This is a genomic window from Kitasatospora sp. NPDC001603 (genome assembly GCF_040298365.1).
Lineage (GTDB): Bacteria > Actinomycetota > Actinomycetes > Streptomycetales > Streptomycetaceae > Kitasatospora.
On record NZ_JBEPAA010000033.1, the window covers coordinates 25,717 to 50,500 of the forward strand.

Below are 24,784 nucleotides of genomic sequence, written 5' to 3' on the forward strand. Positions count from 1 at the left end.
TCACCTCCGCTCGCGGCGGGGAGGAATTGTGGCGGGCGGTGGCCGAAACGCCTGGCCCGCCGTCCTCGGCGGGAGTGGCTGCCGGACCGGTGCGAGGCCCGTGGTGGGGTCGGTGGCCGGCATCGGCGCGGGGGCGCGTGGGTCGATCCGGCGCAGGACGCCTTCCGCCTGCCGCTTCGTGGGAAAGCCGCCCTCGGTGATGCTGTAGGTCGCGCTGTGCAGGTGGATGGTCTCCAGCTGGAGCAGGAACCGGCGACCGCTCGCGCGGGGATGGCGGTCGAGCAGAAGCGCCCAGTTCGCCTCGCGCTCCCCGCCGCTGGATCCGCACGAGTAGGCCATCTGACGGCCGAGCAGCATGTACCGCGAGCCGGAGCGGCGGATCCGGTCCTCGACGCGCAGGGTGGCGCCGTCGCCGGGGCGGGCGAACGCGTAGTCGCCGCCGTCCAGCAGCCCGCTGAACTCGTGCGGGGAGCCGAGTCCGTACGGGTCGGCCGGAACAGGGTGGTAGACGGCGAGGGCGTCGGGGCTCGCGCCGCGCCCCACGAGCCAGTGCCCGGCCCAGGCATAGGTGACCGCCGAGGACATGCGCAGGTGGAAGGTCCGAACGGACGGGTCGAGCCGCAGATGGATGCCGGCGGCCCTGTTGGTGCCGGTCATCAGCGAGGGCGCGCCGCGGTCGGCGGCCACCAGGAACTGTTCGGTGGCGCTCTGCTGGGAGGCGACGACCTCGTAGAGAGCGGGCTCGGCATCCAGCCGTTGAAGGGTTGTGGCGCTGGCGGGATCACCGGGTGTCCAGTCACGCAGTGCGTGGACGGCGTCTTCCATGGACTTCCTGAAGGAGTAGGGATCGTGGGCCCCGGGCTCGGGCTGCCGAGGCGGTCAGCGAGAGCGCTGCGGACGACGGATGTCCGGGGCCGGAGGCGGGGGCTCGGCAGGAGGCCCCAGGGCGTCCAGGCCCGGCAGGACGGGCGCGGTGCTGGCGGCTGCGGCGCGGCGGGAGACAAGGCGCGGGTTGGCGGAGGCGGCGCGGGCCTGTGATCGCGGTCCGTACAGGTCCTCCAGGTAGTCGCGCACCGCCTCGCGCCAGGGCCGGCCGAGGAGCGGGCCGAGGACGCGTGCGGCCTCGGTGGGGGCCACGACATCGCCGATCTGTCGGAACCGGGCGGTGTCCGAGCCGTCCCAGGGGTGGCCGGCGGGCATACCGACGAGCAGGGAGGCCTCGCCGGTGGTGATCCGCCGCTGCGGGTCGCCGGCCCAGTACCAGCTGCGGCTGCGTCCGGTGATGGCGGTGGCGGTCTCGTCCGCGCTCCATTCGTTGCCACCGGGCGTCGCGCGGTTCCCGCGGGTGTTCACCCGCACGCCCTTCTGCCAGCCGAGGGCCTGCGCGGCGGTGCGTGCCGGTGTCGGGTCGATGGGCTGGGCGGTGCGCAGACTCACCGTGTCGTGGCGTCCGGCGACGAAGTAGGTGCGGCGCCGGTGGGAGGCGAGGCCGACATCGGCGGCGTCCAACGTCTCGTGGTCGCTGGTGTACCAGTCCGTGAGCTCCAGGGCATCGGCGAGGGCGTCGAGCACGTCGGTGGGCAGGGCGCTGGACTGCTCCATCGCCAGCCAGCGCAGCGCGTCGAACTTGGCGGTGAGCGTCAGCGACCAGATCAGGGTCTCGGCGATCAGGCCGATGTCCGGTCTGGTCATTTCGGCGATCGGTTCCCGCACGCCGGCCCTGGACAGGAGCGGGCCGGTCCAGCCGGCGTTGCCGTCCCAGTGGGGGTCGGTGCAGATCAGGCAGGTGTCGCCCTCGCCGCACTCGCCCTCGTCGTGCCAGTGGCCGAAGCTTCCCTCGACGGCTCGCGACATGATCTCGTTCAGGAGCCGGAGGTTGCGGCTCTCGTGGCCCTCACGGCTGCCGGCCGGAGTCCAGACCTGGCAGGGGGCGCTGACGATCAGCCCTTCGACGTGGCGCAGGGCCGGGTTCGTGGGGTCGAGGGAGCGGACATCGCAGACAATCCGGCGGTGACCGGCCGCCACCGCGGTCGCCGAGGCGTTCGCGGAAAGGTCGACGCCGATCACGTCGAACGCGCCGGGGCGGGGATCGAGGATCCGCAGGCCCTGCTCCCAGCCGGCCGGGCCGGCGAAGAGGTTGACGATCCTGGGCGGGTCGCCGCTGCGCGGAGGGTAGAGCCAGCGGACCGGCCAGGGATGGGCACGGGCGATCAGCTCGCCGTAGGACCACGGCCCCATCCGGTGGTCGGGACCGAACCACGCCGGTTCACCGGCCGTGGACAGCGGCCGGTAGCCGCCACGTGGGAAAGCACTGTCTGGGGTCAAGGGCGCTGCTCCGGCCGGGCGGCGGAACTGCGGGGCCGGGCGCCCCGTGGTGCGGGACGCGCACCGTCACGGGGCGGGTCGCCCGGGGCGGGCAGGTGACGGGCCGGGGCCCGCGCGACCGTGCCGACGGTGTTCATGCGACCGGACTGCCGGAGCGGCACGAGTAGGGCGAGCAGCCGTCGGTGGGGCCGAACTCGGCCTCGTCGGCAGCGAGCTGTTCCTCCAGGGCGAGCTGCTCGCGGCGGGTGAGACGGTCGATGGGCGCCTCGGACAGGGGGACACGGGAGCGGTGGAGGTAGGCCTGCCCGAGCAACGGCCGGCCGTCCGCGTTCGCGCGGGCGTTCCCGGCGCGGATCTGCGCGTCGAAGTCGACGACGTCCGCCCACTCGTCCGGGTCGCCGTCGCGGATCGACCTCCACTGGGCGTTGCCGTGGAACGGACACCCCAGGCAGCTGCTCTTCGGCGTGGACTCCAGGCCGTGTTCGGCGAGCAGACCCAGGCAGTCACCGCGCGACAGGCCCAGCTCGATCAGCGGAAATCTGTTGCGCGTGTACTTGACGTCGGCGTCCTTTGCCCGATGGAACTCGTCGGTGGAGATCCCGATCCACTGCTCGGCAAACACCTCGGCCGGTATTCGCGCCGGATACGGATATCCGAGGATTTCCCGGACCTGTCGCTTAATTGGTTTGATTTTGTATTCGCCAGTGCACTGGCGCCGCGTCATCCCAGGTGAGCCGTCCTTGTTGAGGATGTAGAGCGGCATGCTGGCGAAGCGGTGGGCGGGGTCCAGGGCATCATTTCTGATATTGCCGGAGGACACTCGGAGAATAGGAATTCCGGCGGGCTGGGCTATCTCCCGCTCGACCCGGTCGAGATGGGAATAGACCGCCTTCGGCTCCCAGCCGGTGTCCGCGAAGACGGCGAAATCCAGCTTCGGCAGCTCGCCGAGCGCGGACAGGAGCAGCAGGGTGGTCGACTGCACTCCGGCCCCCAGGGACAGGGTGCGTACGGTGGGCGCGGTGCCGGTAGCGGTCACGGCGCCTGCCACAGCGAGACGACAACGGGCCCTTCGCCCGGCCGCGCTCTGCGGCGGGCGGCGGCTCGCCACCCCGCGCGTCGGGCGCGCGCGGCGCTCTCGTCGTCGCGGGCGTAGGTGACGAGTCGGGTGTAGCCGAGGGATTCGGCGGCACGGCGGCAGGCGGTGTACAGCATGGGGTCCTCGGCCGGGGCGCCGGTGCCGACATCGGCGAAGGTGACCTCCAGCGTGGTGCCGTCGTCGAGCAGACCGGCGGTCGGCCGGTGGGCGACGGCGACGGTGCGAACCCTCCCGTCGTCGTCGGCGCCGGCCACGGCGAACACCCGGCCTCGCGGTGTTCGGTGATGGCGCAGGCGGACGGAGCGGGCGGCCTCGCGGTCGCGGACGGGCACGAGGTGGAGGCTCATGCGGCCACCGCCTTGGCGCGGGCGCGCTCGGTGATCGCTGCGGTCTGCCGGGCGGAGGCCTTGCCGATCACGTCGGCGCCGCGCTCCTTGTACCAGGGGCGCAACCGGATCAGTGCCGGTTTGACCCCGGTGGCGAACAGGAGCGCGGAGCCCTTCGCGAGCGCTCTGATCTGGTCGGCGGGCAGGATCCGTTCCTGGCGCATCGACACGGAGGTGGAGCGCCCGGACTCGCTGGTGGAGTGGGAGACGGTCTCGACGTCGTGCTCGCCGACGAGCCTGGAGAGCTTGTCGGCGAAGTCCGCGTCGTCGATGCCGGAGCCGACGAGCTTGATCGTGGCGGCGGACCAGAGGGCGTCCATTCCGACCTCGCCCCACACGCGCTGGCCCTGCCGGTAGGACTGCAGGATCGTGATCGGGATGACCCCGCGGGAGCCCAGGTGCGAGTACAGGTCGGGCAGGTCGCCGATTTTGCACACGTTCGCGGCCTCGTCGAGGATGCACAGCAGCGGGGGGTCGAGGCGTCCGCCGTCGCGTTCGGCCTGGACGACGGCGGTGCGCATCACGCTGTCGGCCGCGGCGGCGATCAGTGCGGACGCGCTGCCGCCGCCGTCCTTGCTGAGCAGGTAGAGGGTGTCCGTGCGGGTGACGAAGTCGGCGGGCTTGAACTCCGGAAGCTCGCTGTTGGGGGTGACCCAGGCGGCGATCTTCGGGTCGAGCAGGCACGAGGCGTACTGGCGCGCGGTCTCGAAGATCCCGTCCCTGGTCTCGACCGCGCCGGACACCGTGCCCTGCAACTGGGCCGCAATGGCGGACAGTTGGTTCGACTTGAGGATGTCGATCGGGGTGCGGTCGGCGGGCTGGGCGAGCCAGGCCAGGACGTCGGTGATCGGGCGCCCGTCGGCGCCGGCCGCCAGGAACAATGCGGTGAGCGTGTTGGCGGCGGCGGTGCTCCAGAAGTCGCCCTGCTCGCCCTCGTCGACGGCGGCGGTCACGAAGTGCTGGGCCAGGCGCCGGGCACCGGGCAGGTCGCCGGCGTCGGCGAGCGGATCCCACCACATCGCCTGCTCGGTGTGGGCGATCTGCTGGGGGTCCATCACCCACACCCGGCCCGCCTCGGCCCGGGCGTCCAGGGTGACGGTGAAGGCGTCGCCCGCCGCCTTGTTACTGGTGAGCAGGACCGGGCCGGGGGCGTTGAGAATCGAGGGGACCGCGAGGCTGGTCGTCTTGCCGGAGCGCGGCGCCATGATGGCGACGGCGACGTCCTCCCACGAGGTGCGAACCTCGGGGCCCTTCTCGCCCAGGGTGCCGAGCAGGACGCCGGTGTCCTCGGGGCGGATCGCGCCGGGCTTGGCGGAGGCGAGGCTGGGGCGCAGGCTCCGCGCCTTGGTGGTGATCTCCTTGGGCAGGAGGACGGCGAGGTCGCGGCCGGTGGCCAGGCCGCTGCTCTTCCTGCGGACCTTGAGGTAGATCCGCAGGCCCACGGCGGCGAGGGCGAGGGTGACGGCGGCGGGCGTGACGCGGGCGCCGACGAGCAGGGCGACGGGCCCCAGTCCCGGCCACAGCCGCTGGGGATGGAGGGCGGCCGTGACCGGCTGGTAGACCGCCCACGGGCCCTGCCCGAAGAAGAGGTTGGTGGTGTTGCCGAGGGCCCAGGCGATCGAGCCGAAGGCGATGAGGAGGAGGCCGGCACCGATCAGGGCGTAGAGGAGGGCGTCGGTGCCGGGGGATGCGGAGGGTGACTTGGGGGAGGAAGCGGGGGGCAGGGTCGTCCTTGCGGGGATGGCCCGGGCGCACGGGATCGCAGGCCCTCAGGGGCTGTGGGCGCGGGGCGGGAGACGCGGCCGGGCGCCGGGCGCGGTGTGCTCACGCGCCGGGGACCGGGGCCGGGGAAAGGGGGGGAGGACGCTCAGCGGTGCGGGGCCGCAGGGGCCGGTGTGCCGCCCCACGGCGCGGCGGTGCTGCGCAGGGCGGACGCCGGACGGGTCTGGGCGGGCGCGGTGCGGGCGGTGGAGGCGCGAAGGCGGCCGGCGCGGTCGAACGAGGCGAGCTGGCAGGCCGCGTGAGCGAGGGACAGGTCGCGCTCCAGGTACGGGGTCGAGCCGTCGGCGCGCATCAGCGGGGCCACGATGCGCGCCTCGTGGTTGCCGATCCGCAGGGCGATCCACCGGCAGGCCAAGGGATCGTCGACGGGCACGATGCCGGTGGCGGCCAGGATCCGGCGGACGGTCGAGGCCCACCGTTCGTCCGGGAGCGGGGCACTGTCGGGATGAGCGCGGACGGTGCAGTGCCACACGTCCCGGCTGCGGCCCGGCCGCAGGTCCCGCTCGGGCCGCCGGGCGCGCAGATAGGCGTCCAATTCGGCTGCGAGGGAGTCCAGTTCCGAGCTGCCGGGAGCAGGCAGTCCGGCGATCGGCTGCCAGGCGTCGAGGACGGTGACCCGGGGGGTGCCCGGCAGGCGCACGGCGTGGTGCTGGGCGGCGACGAGCAGGTCGCGGGTGCTGGCATAGCGGGTGATGGACGGGATCAGGGGAAACGTTTCTCCAGGGGCGGGTGGTTCAGCGCCTGCGTGGGGCGGGCCCTGGGCCGGGTGGCTGGGGCGGGGCCGGTGCCGGCGGGGCCACGGGCCGCGCGGCGCTCGATCGGATCCGGGCGGGGCGGGCGGCCACGGAGCGCAGGCGCTCGTGTGTGCCGGTGATGTCGCTGCCGGCCTGCCAGATCTCGTCGGCGGCGAGGGCGAGCGGCTGCCACAGGTAGCTGCCGCCGGGCGCGTCCTTGACCCACCGGCTGGCGGTCGCGAGGGCGTCGGAGAGCGCTTCGAGAGTGCCGCCGTCACGGGTGATCGCCTCGACCAGGTCGGCCACCTCGGCGGGACCGGAGGCGTCGCGCAGCTGCTCGCAGACGAGCCGCAGCGCCTCGGTGGCCCGGACCGCCGGGGACGGCTGGGGCATGGGGGGCAGGGTCTCCTGCGGGCCGGTCACCGGGCCTTGCCCGCGGCGGCCTGCGGAACAGCAGTGTGGGTGGGTTCGGCCGAGGTCGTGGACGGCGCCGCGGACGGGCGGGTGGCCACCCGAGCGGCCAGCGCGCGGGTACTCAGGTCGGAGGCGAGGGGCCTGCGGTAGTCCCAGGGCCAGTGGCCGCCGATGGCGTACAGGTCCCGCGCATCGGCGGCGACCTGCTCCTGTCCGCCCTCGCCGTCGTACTCCTTGGGCCAGGTGAACTGCAGGGTTCCGTCAGCCTTGAACTCGGCGGTCATCCCGCAGTCGTCCTTGCGCAGGTCGGCGACGATCTGCTCGGCGCCGCTGCGGGTGAACAGCGGGTTGCCGTACGGGTCGACGTAGCCGGCGCTGGGGGTGGCGAGGGCCGGGACCGGGACGTGGGTGGAGCCCTCCGGCCAGAACAGGTAGACCCGTTCGCCGTCGGCCGGTGCGGGTCCGGTCCACAGGGCCTGCTCGACGGCGTGGCGGTTGGCCGCGGCTTCGGCCGGGCTGAGGTCCTGGGCGAGAAGCGTCAGCGCGGCCGAGAGGTGGGGGCCGGACTTCCCCAGCGCTTCGTCGATGGCCTCCAGGGCATCGGCGGCGAGGTGGCCGAGTTCGTACAGGTCCTCGGACGCAGGGTCGGAGCGGTGGGTGCGCTCCAGGCCGTCGAGATCGGCACGGATGGTGACGGCCATGGAGGAGGCGAGTGCCAGCAGGCCCTTGTCGGCGAGGAGGGTCTGGAGCAGGGCCTGGCTGGGGGTGCGCTGGTGGGAGTCCAGTTGGTCGGCCAGCGCCCGCAGCCGCTGGGCGTAGGAGGTGACGGTGGTGGGCTTGCTCATGCGTGGGTCCTTCGTGGGCCGGGGGCGGGTTCGGAGGGTGCGGCCGGGGTGACGGGCCGGGCGGTGGAGGCGCGGGCGGCGGGCGAGCGGGTCCGGGCGGCGTGCACGCGCGGACCCGTCACTGCGGGCGCGGGATATCCGGTGGCAGTTGCCGCCGTCGCGATGGCGCGGGCGGCGGCGGCGCCGTCCATATGCCAGGCCTGAAGGTCGGCCCGCTCATGCAGGGGGCCGTCGGCGCGCAGTGAAGCCCGGGCCCCGGCGGTGAACAGGGCGTGCAGCGCGTCCGTCGTGCTGTACGGGCCGGTGACCATCTGCGCGCCGACATCGGCGAGGTCGCGCACGTCGTCCATGGAATCGACGAGGGCGGTCAGCTCCCCGAGGTGGGCGGCGATCTCGGCCAGGACCTCCAGGGCCTGCTCGCCGGCGGGGGACAGCCGAAGCTCGGGGTCGACCTCGACCCGGTAGCCGGCGCGCTCCAGCAGCCGCGCGGCCTCGCCCACCAACGCCCGCAGCACGAGCGGGCCGTCCGTGCTCTGCAGGGCGAGAGGGTGTTCGGCGTTGCGTGGCGGGGCGAAGCCGAGCCTGGCGAGGACGGCACGGGCCCGCTGGTCGGCTCCGGTCGCCTCGGCGGCGCCGAAGGAACCCGGTGCGATGCGGACCGGCTCGCTCAACGGGCAGTGGCCCGGGCGGCGGGTGCTGCGGTGTTGGCGGGCGCCGGCGTCGGCGCGCCCGGGTGGACGGGCCTGGCGGCGGACTGCGCGAGGCGGCCGTGTGCGGCTGCCGCCCGGGGCGAGAGCGTGGCGGGCTCCGCCGGGAAGGCGAGGCCGTAGCTGGCCAGGCGGGTGCTGATCTGCTCCAGGTGCAGGCGAAGCAGGACCGCGGTGGCGCCGGCCTGTCCGAGCTGCTCGGCTGTCTGCCGGGCGGCGCGGGTGCCGCCGTCGGCGGTGCTCTCGGCGGCGAGTCGCAGGGTCTCCTCGACCTCGGCGAGCAGGGGTTCCAGCAGCGCGAGGGGCCTGGCGATGTCGGCGGGCATGCTGCTGTCGGCGAGGGAGTCGCCCAGGCGCCGCACGGCCTGCGCGGCGGTGCGGGCGCTCTCGGCGTCGTCCGGCGGGCAGGGGCGGGCGGTGGCGGGGATGGGGGACACGGTCGGGGCCTCGCCTAGAACGGGTTCTCGGTGCTGCGGTCCGCGTCGGTGGCGGCCGCCAGCAGCTCGGGCAGGTCACCGGGCGCAGCATCGCGCTGGTCGATCCACCACCCGGCGCGGTCCACGGTGCGGGCACGGTTCTCGACCTCCTCCCAACCGCCTTCCGCGAGCGTTCCCTCGACGACGAGCGCCTGGTAGGCGGTGGTGACGAGCTGGTGGCGCGAGCGCTCGCCCCAGGTGAGGATCGTCTGCGGCCCGGTCAGCGGCGGCATGCGGTACTGCGCGGCCCACACGGCCGCGGCCTGCTGCTCCTCGGCGCGGCGGGCGGCGATCCACGCGGCCCGTTCCGCGCCGTCGCTCTCGCGTTCGGCGCGCCAGCAGTCCGTGCAGTCGCGGCTGGCGAGCCAGCGGGCGTAGCCGGCACGCCGGTCGGCCGGGCGGGCGGACAGGTCGTGCTCGACCTCGTGTCCGCAGGAGTGGGTGACGGGCCATCGGGTCTTCACGGCCAAGTGGGAGGGCTCCTTCGCGGGGTTCAGCGGGCGTGGATGCTGTAGGCGTGGCGCGGGTCGACCGGCTGCGCGGCGGCCTCGACGGGCTGGGCCGCGCCGACGCGGCCGAGCTGGAGGCTGGTGGCGCGGGCGGCCTTGGCCCGGGCGCCGAGGTTGGCCTCGACGGGCGGCCGGGAGGCGGGGGCGGCGGTGCGGGTGCGTGCCGGGGAGGCGGCGGAGATGGTCTCCAGGTCCTTGCGGACGCCGCCGAGGGTGGTCTGGGCGCTCTCCAGCACATCGGAGACCTGCTCGGGGTCCAGGGCCTGCGGGTCGTCGCGCAGCTGCTGGGCGAGGCCCGTGAGGATCTCCTCGATCGCGGCCAGGGTGTTCTGCCGGTTGGTCAGCAGGGCGCCCATCCGGCTGCCGGGTTCCGCGGGGGCCGGGTGCAGGCGGGTGGCGAACGGGTCCTGTCCGCCCTCCGGTTCGGTCCGCTTGCCGGGACCGGGACCGGGGCTGAGGTGGGGCGCGGGGATGATCCGGGTGGCGAACGGGTCGTCCTCGGACGGGTGCTGCCGGGAGGAGGACTCGGCGACCTTGATCAGGTGGGTGCGGAACTGGTCCGCAGCGTTGTCCGGTGAGCGGTCCGGGTCGTACGGCAGGTCGGCCGCGACGCTCAGGCCGGCCGCGCGCAGCCGGGCCACGGTGTCCATGGCCCGCTCGGGGCCGTTGGCCTGCTGCTCGGTGAGGGAGAACAGTGTCGGGTGGCCGGGGACCCGGTAGAAGCCGGCAGCCGCGAGGTACTTGGCGGCGGCGGGGTCGACGGTGTTGTTGGTGGCGGTGATGCCGTGCTCGTGGTGGGTGCCCACCGTGACGTCGGCCCGGGCCGCCGCGGCGGGACCGGTGAGGAGCGGGGCGTCGTGCGAGGGGGAGACGCGGCCGGTGACGATCTTCGTGCCGGGCGCTGCGGCGGCCGAGGAGGGGGACGGGTAGCCGGGGTGGGCGTCGTACTCGAACGCCGGGTCCGGGCGGACGTCCGCGCCGGTGGAGCGCAGGGCCGCCACGGTCTGGCGGGCGTGGAGCAGCAGGTTGTCGGTCCGGCCGGTGAACGCGAGGTCGCCGCTGGTGCCCGCAAGCGGGGTGAAGCCGTAGTCGGCCAGCAGGCGCCGCTGGCGGTAGGTGGCGTGTTCGAGACCGGTGACGGCGACGCCGTGCTCGGGGTGGCGGGTGATCTGGACGACGGGGCGGTCGGTGATGCGGGGCTCCTAGAGGCTGGCGGCGTGCGTGGGGGCGGTGGAGATCACCTGCGCGGACGGGGCCGCCTGGATGATGGGGCCGGCGCCGAGCCCGCGGGCGGTGACGGCGCTCGCGGCGGTCGCCCGCACGCTGCGCGCGGTCGCGATCGGCACTTCGACGACGGAGCCCAGGTCGGTGAGGCCGGCCTGCAGGTCGCGCAGGGTGTCGGACAGGCCTGTCACCTGGCTGAGTGCGATGTCGGCGCGGGCGGCGAGCAGTTCGCCCTGCTCGGCGGGGAGCTGGTCGATGAACGTGCTCATGTCGGCGAGCAGCTGGGAGAGGTTCGGCAGCGCCCCGGACTTCGGGTCGAGCGCGGTGTCCAGCAGGTCGGCGACGTCCCGGCTGTCGGTGAGGGTGCGCAGGTTGACCTGTTCGAGGACCAGGTCCTCGGCGGCCTCGGCCAGGCGGTCGGCGGAGGCGGGGGGCGTGGCGAGGCCGACGGTGGCGACCTGCAGACCCAGGCCCTGCAGGACCAGGCTCGCCCGGGCCGCGGCGATCAGCGACTGGCGGTCTCCGGCTCCGGCCGGCGGCAGGTAGATGTCGCGGTCCGGGGCGGACCCGTCGTAGCGCCACCCGACCTGCCGCAGGACGTCGGGCACCAGGCCCTCGGTGGCGTCGGTGGCGGTGGCGGCGACGATCCCTTCGGTCTGGTGGCGTGCGAAGACCACGTCGGCGCCGAATGCTGCCGCGCGGACGGGGTCCTCCCGGGCGCCGGTTTCGACGGTCAGCTCGCCGGCGTCCAGCAGGTACGCGGACTGGGCTGCGCGGGAGACTGCGTCGTCGCCTCGGAACTCGTACGCCCTGCGGTCGTCCTGGAGCGCGAGGGCGCCGTTCTGCTCCAGGATCCGGTGTGCCGCGTCGGGCGCGCGGGGGCCGAGTCGGACGGTGATGGCGCCGTCGGCGCCGGTGCCGAAGGTGATGTCGGCCATGGATTCCTCGATTGTGGGTTGGGGGTGGGGGTCAGCGCCGGCGGGTGGGGACCGCGGTGGCGGGTGCAGGGGCCGGCGCCACCGGTGCCTGCCGGCTGCCCGGCGGGCGGCTGGCAGCGCGTGCGGCGCGCATGCGGGCTGCCGTCGGCGGACGGGTCTCGCGCAGGACCAGCAGTCGGAATTCGCGGCGGAGATGGCCGGCGAACGTCTCCGGCGCGTCCCCGGTGACGGACAGTGCCCCGGTGGGCCGGTGATGGCGCAGTTCGAGATAGCGCCCGGTGCCGCGGTTGGCGGCGATCATCCATTCGTCGTCGTCGAACGTGCGCCGGGCCTCCACCTCGACCTCGCCCTCGGCGATCTGCTCGGTGACGGCCCGCGTGTCGGAGCTCAGGCGGACGCGGCCCAGCCGGGTGGCGGCCTCGCTCCGGGCCCGGTGGGCGGTTTCCGCGGCGTCGGGGAACGGAGCCTCGGAGTTCAGCCACCCGTAGTGCCGCAGTACGTCGGTCGAACTCTGCTGCGGCTCGTGCCAGTTGCGCACCTCGACGCCCTCGGCGATCAGGCGACCGATCGCGGATTGCGCGGCGGCGCTCTGGTCGAACATGGGCAGCGAGGTGCCCATGTGCCACGCGCCGAACGGCTCGGACCGCAGGTGGAAGCCGGCATCGGCCAGGACCCGCGTAACGGCCGGCCTAGGGTAGCGCGGAGCCAGGACGAACTCGCCCAGGTCGTAGTTCCAGCCGAAGCGAAGCGGCTGTGGTGCCACGCGGCCCGTCATCGGCTTCGCCCCGGCGCGCCCGGAGACCTCGGTGCGTTGCGGCGCTGAAGAGCCTGGAGGTGCTCCAGCAGATCGGCCTCGGCCTGGTCGCGGGCGGCAGCTGCGTGCTCCAGGACCTCCAACTGGGCGCCGAGGTCCGCGAGGAGCCGGTCGTCGACCCGACGCTGCCGGTCCGCGCAGATCAGCAGCCGCACACGCTCGAACGCGACCGCGGTCTCCGCCTTCGTCAGCGCGCGATGGGCATCCAGCACACGAGCCTCGGCGGCGCCGGGGCGCGCCGGGGCGGTGTGCAGCGCCGCGATGCCGGCGCCGAGGGCGGCCTCCACCCGGGAGTCGAGGTGGGTTAGGGGCGGCGGTACGGGCAAAGGGTTCCTTTCAGGCAGTGGTACGGGCGGACGCAGGTGGCGGGCGGGTTCACAGCCCGCGGCCTGGCGAAGTGGGCGCTGCGAGGGGTGGCGCGGCAGGGATTCCCGCCGCCGGGGCCGGCGCGGACCGGACGCGGGCGGAGGTCGAGCGGGCGGAGGCGGCAGCGGCCGGGCCCGGACGGGAGAGGATCGGCAGGGGCGCGTCCAGGCGCCACGCGGCGGGGGCGTCGGTGAACCGCCCGCGCGGGTCCGTGGACCACGGCACGACCGGGCCTCGCCGGTGCTCGCTGAGCCCGATCACCTCGACACCGTGGGCGTGCAGCACATACGCCCAGTCGAACCTTCCGCTGGTGCGCTCGGTGATGACCGCCCGGGGCTCCACCCGGCCGTCCGCCCGTGGCTCGCCGCTGTACTGGCGGCCGGGCCACCGGCTGACGCCGGGGGCAGTGCGCAGCTCTTGCGGTGCGCCGTCCAGCAGCTCCGCGCCGAGCGCGGACCATCCGACCGGGACGTCGTCGACGAGGTGGCGGGCGAGGGCGTCGACGTCGTGACCGAAGCGATATTGGAACGCGCCCAGGATCAGGGGGAGTTGGTGGCTGGGCTGGCCGTCGTTGTGGCAGTAGGTCCCGCGGTAGCCGCTGGGTGTGGGGCGGGCGATGACGGAACGCGTGGACAGATGGACTCCGAACGTCGGAACGAGGCGGGCCTGCTGCCGCCTGAGGCGGTTGCGCGGGTCGGGGCCCTGTTCGGTGCGGGCAGCGGCAGGTGCGACGGCTCGGCGCTCACTGGCGCATCCTGGTGGCGCGGGGTGCCGTGGTGAGGGCGGGTGCCTCGGCGGGCAGGGCTTCGGGCTTGGGCGTGGCCGCCGCGGCGGACCGGGCGGTCGCCGCATCCGTCCGAGGGGTGTCCGACGCAGGGGCCGGCAGGATCGGCCCGCGCCCGAAGGCGACCGCTGCCGCATCGAGGTCGTCGTAGGTGGTGACGTCGAAGAAGCGGTTGCCCTCGGTGGTGAGCACCGCCGCGGTGCCGTCGGCCGGGTAGCTCGCCAGCAGGCGGGTGGGACCGGCGGCTTCACTCAGGCGCGCGTGGACAACCAGACGCCCGGCCGCCACGTCTGCCGCCACGGCGTGGACCCAGATCGTCCCCGGCCCGCGCGTCAGCGACGGCGCATCGGTCGCGGGCTCGGCGACGGCCTGCCGCTGCTCGGCCTCGCTGTAGAGACGGAGAACGTCGTAGCCGGCTGCGGTGAGCAGACGCGTGGCGTCGATGACGAGCCGCGGTACGACCGACGGCGAGGTGTCCCGACGAGGCCGGTGCAGCCCGGTCGCGTCGTCGCGCACGAGTCCGGCCTGTTCCAGCCACTGACGGCTGGGCCGGTCGACCGGCTCGGCGGCGAGGGTGCCGTCGGCGGGGTCGGCGGCGAAGGTGATGGTGGGTGAGGGCACAGGCCTCCGATGCGGGTGGTCCGGTCGGGTGGGGCGTGACACGGGGTCTAGTCGGCGTCGGGGCTGGAGTCCGGTTCGTGGACGTAGCCGAAGACGATCCGTTCCAGCTGGCCGAGGAGCAGATCGCCGTGCTGGCGGAAGGCGTCGAGGCGCTCGGCGACGTAGTCCTGCCGGTCGGCCTCGGCGCGAGCGACGCGAGCGAGGTTGCGGGTGGAGAGCCGACCCCATTCCAGAAGGTCTGTGGGCGTAGCAAGGTCCATCCACACCCAGACCCCCGAGCCCAGCTTCAGCACCCCCTCGGGATGGAACATCCCCGACTTCCGCCGGGGGTTGGGGCTGCGGCGCTCACCCCACCCGCGGACCAGGCCGTGTACGAGCTTGTCCAGGGCCGCGGCCTGGACGTGGGCTTCGAGATCGGTTGCGGCGAGGCGCTGGCGGACCTCACCTTCGAGGGCGCCCTTGTGGATCCGCCCGCTCTCGTCGGTGACGGCGTGGGCGGCCTCGGTCACGATCTCCCACAGCCGGAGTTCGGCAGTCACGCCCACGCGGCCTCACGCTCCCGCCACGCCTGGGCCATCTCCGTGAGCGCCGCCATGGCCTGCTCGATCACCTCGCCGGTGATCGCCCGGCCGGTCAGCATGAACTGCGGGTCGTAGAGCACCACGGTGTCAGTACCACGGGCCTGCGCGAGCGGCGGAACCACCTCGCACAGGAACTGGGTGGCGACCTTGCGCCGACGGATCGCCTCCTCGGCCCGCTCCTTGCGCTCGGCCCACGCTGCGGGCAGGCTCAAATCGCCCTCGACGACCCGATCCGCAAGCTCGGGGTCCTCCGCGCGGAGCCTTGCGAGCTGGTTCTCCACGGAGTCCGCCTGGGCCTTGGCCTCCCGAGCGGCCTTGTACGCCTCGTCCAGACCGACGGCGCCACTGACGACCTGATCCACCAGGTCGGGGGTGTGGCGTACGACGGTCATAGCCTGGCCGATGCGGCCGAGGGAGACGCCGACCTGTTCAGAAACTGAACGGGCGGACAGTTCAGTTTCTGAACGGCCATCCTGTTCAGAAACTGAACAGGCCTTGGCCGCGACCATCGCGGTCTGCCCCTTGGTCAGGTTGCGGCGCAGGCAGTTGATGCGGAGGGCGTAGGCGCCCGGGTTGGGGCCGTTGTAGGTCGCGAACTCGGGTTCGACGCCGGCGATCTTGCACGCTGCGAGTCGGTTGCGGCCGTCGAGAAGCCTGCCGCCGGGGTCGAGCATGATCGGGATGTACTGGCCGTTCGCCTTGATGTCCTCGGCGAGGGCCAGCAGCTCCTCGTCGTCGAGCATCGGGAAGGTGTTGGCGGTGGGGTGGAACTCGATGATGGTGTCCTAGAGTTGATGGGGAGGGGCGCCGTCGGCCGCTGTGCAGGGGCCGTACTGTCACGCGCCGACGTCGGCTGGTTCGCGTGGCGCGGCCTGCATCCTGCTGTCGGTGTCGAACAGTTCGCGCTCGGCCGGGTGCAGGAGATGTTGGACCACGAAGGACCTTCCGGCGATCTTGTAGAGGCCTCGGCCGCGGGTGAGGGCGGCGATGGCCTGGGTCTCGACGCCGGTCAGGCCGAGCAGGCTCGCGGTGGCGGCGAGTTGGTCGGGTTCCTGGCGGTAGATGATGCGGGTGGCGCAGTCGCTGAGGAGGCCCTCCGCGAGGGCGCGGCCCCGGGAACCGGCGTCGCCGGCGGACAGCAGGTCCGACAGGCGGTGGATCACGAGGAGATTGGCGATGCCGAGGCCTCGGCTGAGCTTCCACTGCTGCTGCATGCGCTCCAGCAGCGGCAGGTGACGCATCAGGCGCCACGCCTCGTCGTAGACGACCCAGCGGCGTCCACCCGCGGGGTCGGAGAGGGCGGCTTCCATCCACGCGGACGCGCAGGTCATGGCGAGGATCAGGCCGGTGTCGTCGCCGGCGGTGCCGAGGCTGGAGAGGTCGATGCTGAGCATCGGCGCCGTCGGATCGAACTCGACGGTCGACGGGGCGTCGAAGATCCCGGCCAAGTCCCCCTGGACGAGACGGCGCAGGGCGTGTGCGAGGTCTTCTGCAGCGGCGCCGAGGCGTCGGGCCGGGTCTCCTAGGGCGTCGTCGAGGCGTCGGGAGTTGCCGAGCATGGCGGCGACGTCGCCGAGAAGCGGCACCCGGTCGGTGCGTCGGGCCTCTGCGACGACCTCGTCCAGCGCGACGTCGAGAGCGGTGTGCTCCATCGGCACCAGGTCGCGGTGCAGTACGGTGCGGGCCAGCGAGGCGAGGAGCAGGAGGCGGCGCTTGCGGACCTCGGCCGCCCACTCGGCCGGGTCGGCACCACCTGGAGGCGCAGGGGCGTCGAGCGGGTTGAGCCGGCCGCTCATGCCCGGGCCGAGCGCGATGGTCCGCCCGCCGAGAGCCTCGGCCACCGGGCTCCACTCGCCCTTGGGATCACAGGGGATGTAGATCTTGTAACCATGGGCGATGCTGCGCAGCGCAAGGGACTTGGCGAGTGCGCTCTTGCCCATGCCGATGACGCCGGCCAACAGCAGGTTCGGATTCGTGAACCCTTCGATGCGGCCGTACAACTCGAAGGGGTCGAACGAGAAGCCCGCTTCGGCGTGGACGTCGCGGCCGATGTACATCCCGCCGGCGCCGAGACCGCCCTCGGCGAGGAAGGGGAACGCTCCGCTCGCGGTCGCGGTGGTCATGCGGTGGGCGGGGAGCTTGAGTTTGCCGCCGCGGGCGGAGGCGGGGCCGGGGCGGCCGGAGGCAGGGTAGACGGGGCGGGCGTCGAGCTCGTCGACCTGGGTCGCGGTGCGGCGGCGGGGCTGGTTGGCGAGGCGGGCCTCGCGGTGGGCGGCGGCGAGGTCGCGGCGGGCCTGGCGGCGGCGGGCCCGGTCGCTGCGGCTGGGCGTGAAAAGGGCGCTGGCGCTGGTGCTTCTGGTCAAGGGCGGGCGGTCTCTCCGGGCTCAGCGGCGGATCAGGTCGGTGGGGGTGCTGATCTGCCGCACGCGGGCGGAGGCCTTGAGGTGGCGCTGGCAGATGGTGAGGTCGGGCGCGCCTTCGGGCAGGCGGAGCGCGCAGGCCTCGCGGGTGGGCGCGCGCCCGTCGGCGCGGGGGGCGACATGGTAGGCGGCGTGCAGGTGCTCGCTGACCTGCCACATCCGGATCCTGGCGTGGTGGAGCTGGTCGCCCTCGGCGGCTGCGTGGGCGCGGGTGCGGACCGTAGCCTGGTCGAGGAGGATGTGCAGCGTGACGGCGTGCTCGTGCAGGGCGTCGAGTTCGACGCGCGTCAGTGGCTGGTCGCTGGTCAGCTCGGTGTCGCGGTGACAGGCGAGGGCGGTGGTGGCGAACCCGATCAGGTTCGGCTCGTCGTGCATGGGGTGCCCTTCGGCGGTCAGAGGCGGGCCAGCGGGAGGGCGGCGGCGGTGAAGGCCTCGGCCTGCTGGAGGGTGAGGCGGCGCAGGTCGATCAGGGCGGCGACGGCGGCTGTCTCGACCTGGGCGCAGGCGGCGCTGAGCTGCTCGGCGTCGTCGGCGGACACCACGAGCAGGCCGGTCATGGCGACGTCGGCGTGCCCGGCGATCAACTGGAGCTCGCGGGCCTTGACGTCGGCGTACTCGACGGTGTCGGCCTCGGAGTCGACCTGGCCGCGGCGCACACGCTCGGCGGCGTCGGCCACGATGGTGGCCTTCTTGCGCTGGACGTCCCGGAGCGCGGCGTCGATCTGCTGCGGCGCGTAGTGCAGGGACAGGGTGCGCCGCACGCCCGAGGAGTAGAGGAGCTGGTGGAGGAACCCGGCCGAGGTTTCGGTGCGGGGCCACTGCTCGATCCAGAACACGGCGTGGTGCGCGCTGTCGGTGCGGACCTTCTCCGGTTCCTCGACGAGGACGACGGGACCGGCGGCGGCGACGTCGGCCTCCGGGCGGCCGGAGTCGGACCAGCGTTCCAGGGCGCCGAGGACGGCGGGGTCGTAGGCGGTGCGCACGACCGCGGCGATCTCTCCGGCGGTGAGCCAGCCTCCGGGCACCAGGCCCGCGCCGCGCACGGACTGGTCGAGGGAGGCGGTGAGCTGGGCGAGGACCGCGAACGCGCCGGCCAGTCCGCCGCCGGCCTGGTTGATCAGGCGACGGGCCTCGCGCAGGTCGAGGGCGATGGCGATGTAGGCCTCGTGGGGGGCCGCGGCGGGTCCGGCGGCTGCGAGCAGGTCGGCGTAGATCGGTCCGGCGACCGGGGTGTTGGGCAGGCCGTGCTCCAGCCAGTACCGCTGCAGGGCGTCGCCGCTGTCGGGGACGGTGCGCTCCAGGACCTGGATGCGGGCGATCTGCCCGGAGCGGGACAGGGCGGCGAGCGCCCGGCCCCAGCCGCGGACGTTGTCGGACTGCGTGGCCGGGTCGAGCAGGGCGAACGCCCGGGAGGAGACGCGGGTGACCGCGGTGAGTGTTCCCTGCTGCTGGTCGTGGACGGCGCCCAGCCGCCCGTCGGGTGAGGTGACCGCGCGCAGCGAGGCGGCGGTGCCGGGCAGGTGCAGCAGGCCCTCGACGGTTGGCCGGGTGGAGGGCCGGGCCAGCCAGACGAGCTGCCCGCGGGTGCGGCGCAGCCAGTAGCGCAGGCCGATCGGCGCCCACTCGGCGAGGGAGCGACCGCGTATTCGGAAGACGACGGCGACGGCGAGCAGCACCCACAGCGGGGTCAGGGCGAGGGCGCCGAGGATACCGACGGTCATCAGGGCGGCGAGCAGGAGGGCACCGCCGAAGGCGGTGGCGACGAGCTGGGAGGGGGTGAGGCCGAGGAGGATGCCCCGGCGGGAGCGGGAGGGGAACTTGATCGTGGCGGGTGTCTCGCTGGGGGTCAGGGGATGCTCTCGGGGTGCGGGGGCGGGAGCCGGCCCCTGCTCCTCCCGGTGGGGCTGACCGGGAGGAGCAGGCAGAAGCGTTTCTGCACGTGGGGCGGGAAGGGGGAAGCGCGGGGCGGGCTGAGCCGCCGGTCCGTCAGGGGGACGGCGGGCGCTGGGGGAACGTGAAGCGCTGACCGGCGCCGGAGGCCGCGCCTGCGGCGGAAGGCCCGGAGGGCTGCGCGATCACGGGATCGAAGGCCGGCCCGGCGGAGGTGGGAGCGGCGGGTGCCGCGGCGGAGGAAGCCGGGGCTGCCGTGCCCGAGGTCTTCAGGGCGGGGGAGCCGGCCGCCGCGTGGGCTGCCGAGGCGGAGGGGCCACCCGAAGGCGCGGAGGCGTCTGGGGATCCGGCACGGGTGACGAGCGGTCGGCCCTTGTCACCGTCGGCGCGGTCGGAGCGGCTGGTCAGCGGAACGCCGCCGTCACCGTCGCCGCTGCGCTGCTGCCCGTACTTGAACGAGGTGGGCGCGGCCTTGACGAGTCCGACTGCTCCGGGACCCTGCGGTGCGGCGCCGCTGCCCGAGCCGGCAGCGCCGGACTGCATGCCCGGGACCTGGGACGGGCCCTGCGGGGTCGATCCGGCGGCACCGGCCCCGGCCCCTGCGGCGGCTCCGCCGCCTGCACCCATGGCCATCTGTCCGCCCTTCTTGGCGGCGGCGCTCGCGACCTGCAGGCCGGCGGCGGTCGAGCGGTGGAGGTCGTGCGACTGCCCGTCGCCGGCCCAGTGGACGAACTTGTAGATCATGAAGGGCGACAGGAGGACCAGGGCCATGACGACCAGGCCGGCGATGATGTCGCTGAGCGCCTGTATGCCGTCCTTGGTGTCGGACTTCCCGAGGGCGGACACGCCGACCAGCATGATGATCGTCATCACGAGCTTGGAGAACACGACCGTGGCGGTCGCCTCCACCCAGCGGCGCTTCCAGTCGCGGGTCGGTTCCCACGGGCCGCCCGCGGCAGCGAACGGCGCGAGGATCACCAGGACGAGGATCGACACCTTGCGGAAGATCATCATTCCCCAGTAGAGGATCGCGCCGACGGCGCAGCCGAGCGCTACCAGGGAGGGGACGGCCCAGCCCAGCGGGGTCGTGATGGTGATCATGCTGACCTTGACGAGGCGCCTGACCGCGTCGTCCATCGAGCTATTGGCGATGGTGAACAGCCCGCGCGACAGTGCGTCGACGACCACCAGGGCGACGCTGGTGAAGGAGATCGCGCACATCGCGAAGAACACCGAGCTGATGGTGGCGGTGACGGCCTGCCCGAGAGCCTGGCCGTCCCGTCTCCAGGCGGCCCTCACCAGCTGGAGCGTGAAGGTCATCACGATCATGGTCAGGGCGATGGGCAGGATGAGGGCGTAGTTGGTGCGGAACCAGTCGGCGCCGAGGTCGACGTTGGTGGTCTGGTCGACGGCTCGGCTGGCGAGGTCGACGGCCGACTTCGCGAGGTCGCCGGCGCTCTTGGCGATCCAGTTGCCGATGCTGGAAGTGATGGAGTCGGACACGCCGCCGACGACGGTGTCGCACAACAACCCCGCACCCGGAAGATCACAAAATCCGATGGTCTCCTCCTATGTGAGACGGGACGGGGGGTCAGGGGTAGACGGTGGGGGCGATGGCGGCGAGCGCGCACTCCTTGCCCGGGCGGCACTGGACGGCGAGGGTCAGCGCCCGGGCCTCGGCGCCCCGGCCGCCGTCGCTCCAGGCGATGTCGACCTTGCCGGTGACGGTGACGGCGTAGATGTACGCCCTGGTGAGGGCGGTCGGGTCCTTCGCGATGGCCTGGGCGTAGGTCGCCGGGACGTGGGCCTCGATGTCGCGGGCCGTGGAGGTCTGGGCGTTGTCGCGCAGCCGGGACCACAGCACCGGGTCCGGCACCTGGCCCTCGACGGAGGCGCCGTCGGCGTACTCGATCTCCGGGGTGAGCCACAGCCGCAGGCCGGAGACGAAGCCCTCCTGGGTGACCGTGCGGGCGTCGTAGGTCCACAGCGTCTGGGCGAACGCCGCGGCGAAGTCGGTCGGGCTGGTGGTGTGCGGGGGCCGGGCGACGGTGGGGCCCGCTTCCGCGGGCAGGGTGTCCGGCGGTCCGACCGGTGGGGCGGGTGTGGGATCAGGGCGGGCGGCGGGCGAGGGGCCGGCTGAGGGAGGGACGGTGTGGCCGCCGCCTGCCAGCCGGGCGAGGAGCCCGGCCAGCAGGCCGACGACCAGCAGCACGCCCAGTCCGATCAGCAGTCGGTTCCGCAAGGGCGAACCGCCGCTGGTGGAAAGGGGCTTGGGCACTTACTTGACCTGCGTCCCGAGAGCCGAGAAGAACGCGACCAGGCCGTTGGCGGCGCCGAGGAGCAGGGCGACGCCGCCGGCCACCATGGCGCCCTGCTTGCCCTTCTGCTCGGCACCGTGCGATCCCGAGTGGTGGCCCCAGGCCCAGACGACACCGGCGACGCACATCGCGCCGACGGTCGCGATCACAGCGAACAGATTGATCGAGGACACGACCTGCTTGAGGACCGTGAGGCCCGGCAGACCGCCCTCGGCCGGGGCGACACCCGGATCGTAGGCGAGGTGGGAGACCGCCTCGGCGGCAAGGATGAGCGACGACAAACGGGTTCTCCGGAAGGGGTTTTGGGCGCGCGAGAGCGCGGAGCGGCGCCGTCGCGGCGCGAGAGAAAAGGGGGAAGAGGCGAAAGCTCAGGGGGCAACGCGGCGGATGTCGGTCACGCCGGATTTCCACGCACTGAACTGGGCGATCCGCACCACGTCACCCGTGTGCGGGGCGTGCACGACGAGGCCGGAACCGATGTACATGCCCACGTGCTCGGGCCCCTTGGGACCGGGCTCGGTGAACAGCAGGTCGCCGGCCCGCAGGTCGCCGAGCGCGATCACTGAGCCCTGCTTGACCTGGTCGTAGGTGACGCGGGCGAGGGTGACGCCGCCGGTCTTGTACGCCTGCTGCATCAAACTGGAGCAGTCGCAGCGGCCCATCGGGTCCGGACCGTGGCTGTCGGTGCACAGCCCGCCCCACTGGTACGGCGTGCCCAACTGGCCCAGCGCCCAACGGATCGCGGACTGGACGGCCGGCGGCATATCGGCGGGGATCTGGTAGCCGGGCGGCAGAGCGCCCGCCGGGATCAAGCCCCAGTCGGTGTCCGTACCCGGCGGTGTGCACGACCCGGCACCGCCGACGGGCGAAGTGCCTGTCGCCGGGGCGCCGATCGAAGCGCCGACCGCCTGCTGCAGGGCGATGGCCAGCGTCTCCCACTGCGCGTAGGCGTCGGGGAACCCGCTGCGCTGCACCTCCTGCGCGGCGACGGTGAGCGGCATCTCCTGCCAGCCCTTCACCTTGAGCAGCGCCTTGTAGAAGGACGTGCTCGCGTACACCGGGTCCATGATCTGCTCGGCGGATCCCCAGCCCTGGGACGGGCGCTGCTGGAAGAGGCCGAGCGAGTCGCGGTCGCCGCCGTTCAGGTTCCGCAGCCGCGACTCCTGCATGGCGGTGGCCAGCGCGATCACCTGGCCCCGGGAAGGGACCTGCAGGGCAACGCCGGTGGCCACGATCTGCTTGGCCATCGGGATCTGCACGCTCGGCAGATCCAGGCCCGGCACCGGAGCGGTCGGCCCGACCTGGCCGCCCAGGATCTGCTTGACCGCCGCCTCGACCGCCGCCGCATCCACAGCCTGTGGACTGCCCGAGGCCGAGCACGCGGCGGAGGCGTCCTTGGCGGTGACGATCGCCAGGGGAAGGATCAGCGCGAACGGGGTCAGGAGAACGGCGACGCCGAGACCGGCGGCGACCTTCTTCAAGCGGTCCGCCGGTCGGCCGCACCCTTTCGGCCGGCGCCCGGCGAGCGGGCGAAAGAGCAGAAGGACAGGTGGATTCCCGTCACGTGGAACTCCGATCATGTGGTGCGCGGGCGGCTCGTCCAAAGGCGTCCCGACGCAGCGGTGGGAGGGTCGAATAACACCCGAGAGATAGGAGCCCGCAGTAACCGGCGGAATTTCCAGCTTCCATCAGTGCTGGTCAAGGCACTCTCGGCGTCGGTGAACACGCTAAGGGCCCGCATATCTCCCGTGCAAGGAATTCACGGATACTCGCGGATATCCGTGAATTCCTTGCACGGGAGATATTGCGGCGCCTATGGTCTCTCCAGGCCCGCCGGCGTACCACGTCGCGGGCCTTTCTGTGCGCCGCCGAAAGGCCAAAGCGTCGCCCATTGGCCCCCACCCTGCGAGGTTCCTTGCCCGACTACACCCTCTACCGGGGCGATGCCCTGACCCGTCTGACCGAGCTGCCGAGCGGCGCGGTCGACTGCGTGATCTGTGACCCGCCCTACAACAGCGGAGGCCGCACCACTCAGGAGCGCACCGGCCGCTCCGCCCGCGACAAGTACACGACCGCTGGCTCGAAGCGGGTCCTGCCGGACTTCCCCGGCGAGAACAAGGACCAAAGGAGCTACGGTTTCTGGTTGTCCCAGCTGCTCGCCGAGGCCTACCGGATCAGCGTCGACGGCGCCACTGCCTGCATCTTCACCGACTGGAGGCAGTTGCCGACCACGACCGACGCGATGCAGGCCGGCGGCTGGCTGTGGCGCGGCATCGTGCCCTGGTACAAGCCGGCCGCCCGCCCGCAGAAGGGGCGCTTCACCCAGAACGCGGAGTTCGTGGTCTGGGGCTCCAAGGGAGCGATGGACGGCGACCGCAACCCCGTCTACCTCAAGGGCTTGCTGGAGGGCAGCCAGCCCAGCGGATCCAAGCGCCAGCACATCACGCAGAAGCCCGTCGCGATGATGCGCGAGCTGGTGCAGATCTGCCCGCCCGGCGGCCGGATCCTCGACTTCACCGCCGGATCCGGGTCCACCGGGGTCGCCGCCCTCCTCGAAGGCCGCTCCTTCCTCGGTGTGGAACTCACCGACCACTACGCCGACATCGCCGAGCGGCGCCTCGCCGAGGCCCAGCTCGCCGCCGCGGAAGCCGCAGCGCGGCCCGCGTAGCCCGCCCCGCTCCTCCGTGCACCGCGTCCATACCGATCTTGGAGCCGACCTGCCCAGCAACTGCCCCGCCATGCCCGCCGCCGAGCCCGAAGCCCCGGACGAGGACTGCTTCGACGGCTGGAGCCTGCACCAGCTCCCGGACGGCGGAGAGGTGTTCGCCAGCCCCTGCCAGCGGGTTCGGCTGCACTTCCCGTCGACACCCGCCTGGGACAGCGCCGTCACCGTCGCCGCCTACAACGGGCCGACCGGCGAGCCGCTGTGGCGCGCCCGCTTCGACGACGCCGCGCCCGACACGGCGATCGGCTCGCTGATGTGCGCGCTCGCCCACGACCTCGCGCAGCCCGACCGCTACGACCAGCAGCGCGCGCTCGTGGGACCGGTCGTCGAGGACCCGGACGACCTCCTGGCCCCGGCCAGGCGCTGCCCCGGAGCCACGTCGCCCGCCCGGTGCGGCTGCCCCCGGGCCGTCGGCCTGGACCGCACCTACCTCACCCGAGCGGGGTGGCGACTGTGGGGCCTGCACGACGACGGACGCCGCTGGCACGCCCACTTCGACGCGGCAACGCCTGCCCGCCTCATCGCCGCAGCCTGCCACCCGCTCGACGAGCACCCCACCTGCGCCTTCGCACCGGAGACGGCCGACTGCCCGCACGGCGACTGTGCGAACGCGCCGCTGGAGACCCTGCTCGCCGCAGCCCGCGAGGTCGTCGCCGAGACCGGACGCACCTCGGCCACGGCCCTGGCCGAGGGCGTGCGCGCCCGCGGCATCCCCGTCGGCACCGCGCAGGCCCGCAAGATCGCCGCGCTCCTCAAGGCCGAACGCGCCGCCGGCCTGCTGTAGAACCCGCACCCAGGGCGGCCCCGGAACACCGGGGCCGCCCCCACC

27 protein-coding genes are annotated in these 24,784 nt (G+C 73.5%); 3 read left to right on the forward strand and 24 right to left on the reverse strand.

The annotated features are described in order from the left end of the window. The 14 genes from ABT263_RS21150 to ABT263_RS21215 all read right to left on the reverse strand — a co-directional run bounded on the left by ABT263_RS21150 (nt 1) and on the right by ABT263_RS21215 (nt 12,199). Nucleotides 1-825, reverse strand: a complete 825-nt coding sequence (locus tag ABT263_RS21150; RefSeq protein ID WP_352292137.1) for a hypothetical protein — start codon at nt 823-825, stop codon at nt 1-3. Nucleotides 826-879: 54 nt separating this feature from the next. Next, nucleotides 880-2,238, reverse strand: coding sequence for a DNA cytosine methyltransferase (locus tag ABT263_RS21155; protein ID WP_352292139.1), 1,359 nt, complete (start codon nt 2,236-2,238; stop codon nt 880-882). 220 nt (nt 2,239-2,458) lie between these two features. Further along, nucleotides 2,459-3,292: an adenine nucleotide alpha hydrolase family protein gene (locus ABT263_RS21160; protein WP_238863449.1), complete on the reverse strand. Its 834-nt coding sequence runs from the start codon at nt 3,290-3,292 to the stop codon at nt 2,459-2,461. Nucleotides 3,293-3,357: 65 nt separating this feature from the next. After that, nucleotides 3,358-3,768, reverse strand: coding sequence for an XF1762 family protein (locus ABT263_RS21165; protein WP_352292141.1), 411 nt, complete (start codon nt 3,766-3,768; stop codon nt 3,358-3,360). After that, complete coding sequence (locus ABT263_RS21170) at nt 3,765-5,531, reverse strand: type IV secretory system conjugative DNA transfer family protein (protein ID WP_238863450.1); 1,767 nt, start codon at nt 5,529-5,531, stop codon at nt 3,765-3,767. Before ABT263_RS21170 ends, ABT263_RS21165 begins: the two co-directional genes overlap by 4 nt. 143 nt (nt 5,532-5,674) lie before the next feature. Continuing rightward, nucleotides 5,675-6,229 (reverse strand): hypothetical protein, encoded by a 555-nt coding sequence (locus ABT263_RS21175; protein WP_238863384.1) that lies wholly within the window; start codon nt 6,227-6,229, stop codon nt 5,675-5,677. Nucleotides 6,230-6,323: 94 nt separating this feature from the next. Beyond that, nucleotides 6,324-6,716, reverse strand: a complete 393-nt coding sequence (locus ABT263_RS21180) for a hypothetical protein (RefSeq protein WP_238863385.1) — start codon at nt 6,714-6,716, stop codon at nt 6,324-6,326. A 26-nt stretch (nt 6,717-6,742) separates the two neighbouring features. Beyond that, entirely contained in the window at nt 6,743-7,582 is an 840-nt protein-coding gene (locus tag ABT263_RS21185; RefSeq protein ID WP_352292143.1) for a hypothetical protein, read from the reverse strand. Beyond that, complete coding sequence (locus tag ABT263_RS21190; protein WP_352292145.1) at nt 7,579-8,253, reverse strand: hypothetical protein; 675 nt, start codon at nt 8,251-8,253, stop codon at nt 7,579-7,581. Before ABT263_RS21190 ends, ABT263_RS21185 begins: the two co-directional genes overlap by 4 nt. After that, nucleotides 8,250-8,726: a hypothetical protein gene (locus tag ABT263_RS21195; RefSeq protein WP_352292147.1), complete on the reverse strand. Its 477-nt coding sequence runs from the start codon at nt 8,724-8,726 to the stop codon at nt 8,250-8,252. The genes ABT263_RS21190 and ABT263_RS21195 overlap by 4 nt, the downstream gene beginning before the upstream one ends. Before the next feature lie 14 nt (nt 8,727-8,740). Continuing rightward, nucleotides 8,741-9,235 (reverse strand): hypothetical protein, encoded by a 495-nt coding sequence (locus ABT263_RS21200; RefSeq protein WP_352292149.1) that lies wholly within the window; start codon nt 9,233-9,235, stop codon nt 8,741-8,743. A gap of 23 nt (nt 9,236-9,258) precedes the next feature. After that, nucleotides 9,259-10,275, reverse strand: a complete 1,017-nt coding sequence (locus tag ABT263_RS21205) for a hypothetical protein (RefSeq protein WP_352292151.1) — start codon at nt 10,273-10,275, stop codon at nt 9,259-9,261. A 201-nt stretch (nt 10,276-10,476) separates the two neighbouring features. After that, nucleotides 10,477-11,436 carry a hypothetical protein gene (locus ABT263_RS21210; RefSeq protein ID WP_352292153.1) on the reverse strand — a complete coding sequence of 320 codons (960 nt, stop codon included), beginning with the start codon at nt 11,434-11,436 and terminating at the stop codon, nt 10,477-10,479. 31 nt (nt 11,437-11,467) lie between these two features. Then, on the reverse strand, nt 11,468-12,199 hold the full coding sequence (locus tag ABT263_RS21215; RefSeq protein ID WP_352292155.1) for a hypothetical protein: 732 nt from the start codon (nt 12,197-12,199) through the stop codon (nt 11,468-11,470). Between the two features lie 71 nt (nt 12,200-12,270). On the opposite strand from ABT263_RS21215, the gene ABT263_RS21220 reads away from it, so the two are divergent. After that, a complete protein-coding gene (locus ABT263_RS21220; RefSeq protein ID WP_352292157.1) occupies nt 12,271-12,558 on the forward strand; it encodes a hypothetical protein in 288 nt (95 codons plus the stop codon). Nucleotides 12,559-13,358: 800 nt separating this feature from the next. Here ABT263_RS21220 and ABT263_RS21225 read toward each other — a convergent pair. The 10 genes from ABT263_RS21225 to ABT263_RS21270 form a co-directional block, all read right to left on the reverse strand. Next, a complete protein-coding gene (locus ABT263_RS21225) occupies nt 13,359-14,021 on the reverse strand; it encodes a hypothetical protein (protein WP_352292159.1) in 663 nt (220 codons plus the stop codon). A gap of 47 nt (nt 14,022-14,068) precedes the next feature. Beyond that, entirely contained in the window at nt 14,069-14,560 is a 492-nt protein-coding gene (locus ABT263_RS21230) for a hypothetical protein (protein WP_352292161.1), read from the reverse strand. Further along, complete coding sequence (locus ABT263_RS21235) at nt 14,557-15,345, reverse strand: ParB N-terminal domain-containing protein (protein WP_352292163.1); 789 nt, start codon at nt 15,343-15,345, stop codon at nt 14,557-14,559. The genes ABT263_RS21230 and ABT263_RS21235 overlap by 4 nt, the downstream gene beginning before the upstream one ends. 93 nt (nt 15,346-15,438) lie before the next feature. Next, on the reverse strand, nt 15,439-16,965 hold the full coding sequence (locus ABT263_RS21240) for a putative type IV secretion/conjugal transfer ATPase (protein WP_352292165.1): 1,527 nt from the start codon (nt 16,963-16,965) through the stop codon (nt 15,439-15,441). Nucleotides 16,966-16,986: 21 nt separating this feature from the next. Next, nucleotides 16,987-17,397, reverse strand: a complete 411-nt coding sequence (locus ABT263_RS21245; protein WP_352292167.1) for a DUF6238 family protein — start codon at nt 17,395-17,397, stop codon at nt 16,987-16,989. Between the two features lie 17 nt (nt 17,398-17,414). After that, complete coding sequence (locus ABT263_RS21250; RefSeq protein ID WP_352292260.1) at nt 17,415-18,872, reverse strand: SCO6880 family protein; 1,458 nt, start codon at nt 18,870-18,872, stop codon at nt 17,415-17,417. 136 nt (nt 18,873-19,008) lie between these two features. After that, complete coding sequence (locus ABT263_RS21255; protein ID WP_502885833.1) at nt 19,009-20,472, reverse strand: SCO6881 family protein; 1,464 nt, start codon at nt 20,470-20,472, stop codon at nt 19,009-19,011. A gap of 31 nt (nt 20,473-20,503) precedes the next feature. Beyond that, nucleotides 20,504-21,190 (reverse strand): hypothetical protein, encoded by a 687-nt coding sequence (locus ABT263_RS21260; RefSeq protein ID WP_352292169.1) that lies wholly within the window; start codon nt 21,188-21,190, stop codon nt 20,504-20,506. Further along, on the reverse strand, nt 21,191-21,511 hold the full coding sequence (locus ABT263_RS21265; protein ID WP_255752602.1) for a DUF6112 family protein: 321 nt from the start codon (nt 21,509-21,511) through the stop codon (nt 21,191-21,193). Nucleotides 21,512-21,598: 87 nt separating this feature from the next. Then, complete coding sequence (locus ABT263_RS21270) at nt 21,599-22,711, reverse strand: C40 family peptidase (RefSeq protein ID WP_352292171.1); 1,113 nt, start codon at nt 22,709-22,711, stop codon at nt 21,599-21,601. A 434-nt stretch (nt 22,712-23,145) separates the two neighbouring features. Here ABT263_RS21270 and ABT263_RS21275 point away from each other — a divergent pair, with 434 nt between their 5' ends. Both ABT263_RS21275 and ABT263_RS21280 read left to right on the forward strand, forming a co-directional pair. Further along, a complete protein-coding gene (locus tag ABT263_RS21275) occupies nt 23,146-23,898 on the forward strand; it encodes a DNA-methyltransferase (protein ID WP_352292173.1) in 753 nt (250 codons plus the stop codon). 16 nt (nt 23,899-23,914) lie between these two features. Continuing rightward, entirely contained in the window at nt 23,915-24,739 is an 825-nt protein-coding gene (locus ABT263_RS21280) for an SPDY domain-containing protein (protein WP_352292175.1), read from the forward strand. Nucleotides 24,740-24,784: the final 45 nt, after the last annotated feature.

Coding starts and splice junctions, on each gene's coding strand:
- ABT263_RS21150 (WP_352292137.1), bottom strand. CDS start 825: ATGGAAGACGCCGTCCACGCACTGCGTGACTGGACACCCGGTGATCCC.
- ABT263_RS21155 (WP_352292139.1), bottom strand. CDS start 2,238: ATGGGGCCGTGGTCCTACGGCGAGCTGATCGCCCGTGCCCATCCCTGG.
- ABT263_RS21165 (WP_352292141.1), bottom strand. CDS start 3,768: ATGAGCCTCCACCTCGTGCCCGTCCGCGACCGCGAGGCCGCCCGCTCC.
- ABT263_RS21180 (WP_238863385.1), bottom strand. CDS start 6,716: ATGCCCCAGCCGTCCCCGGCGGTCCGGGCCACCGAGGCGCTGCGGCTC.
- ABT263_RS21185 (WP_352292143.1), bottom strand. CDS start 7,582: ATGAGCAAGCCCACCACCGTCACCTCCTACGCCCAGCGGCTGCGGGCG.
- ABT263_RS21210 (WP_352292153.1), bottom strand. CDS start 11,436: ATGGCCGACATCACCTTCGGCACCGGCGCCGACGGCGCCATCACCGTC.
- ABT263_RS21235 (WP_352292163.1), bottom strand. CDS start 15,345: ATGCTCGACGACGAGGAGCTGCTGGCCCTCGCCGAGGACATCAAGGCG.
- ABT263_RS21245 (WP_352292167.1), bottom strand. CDS start 17,397: ATGCACGACGAGCCGAACCTGATCGGGTTCGCCACCACCGCCCTCGCC.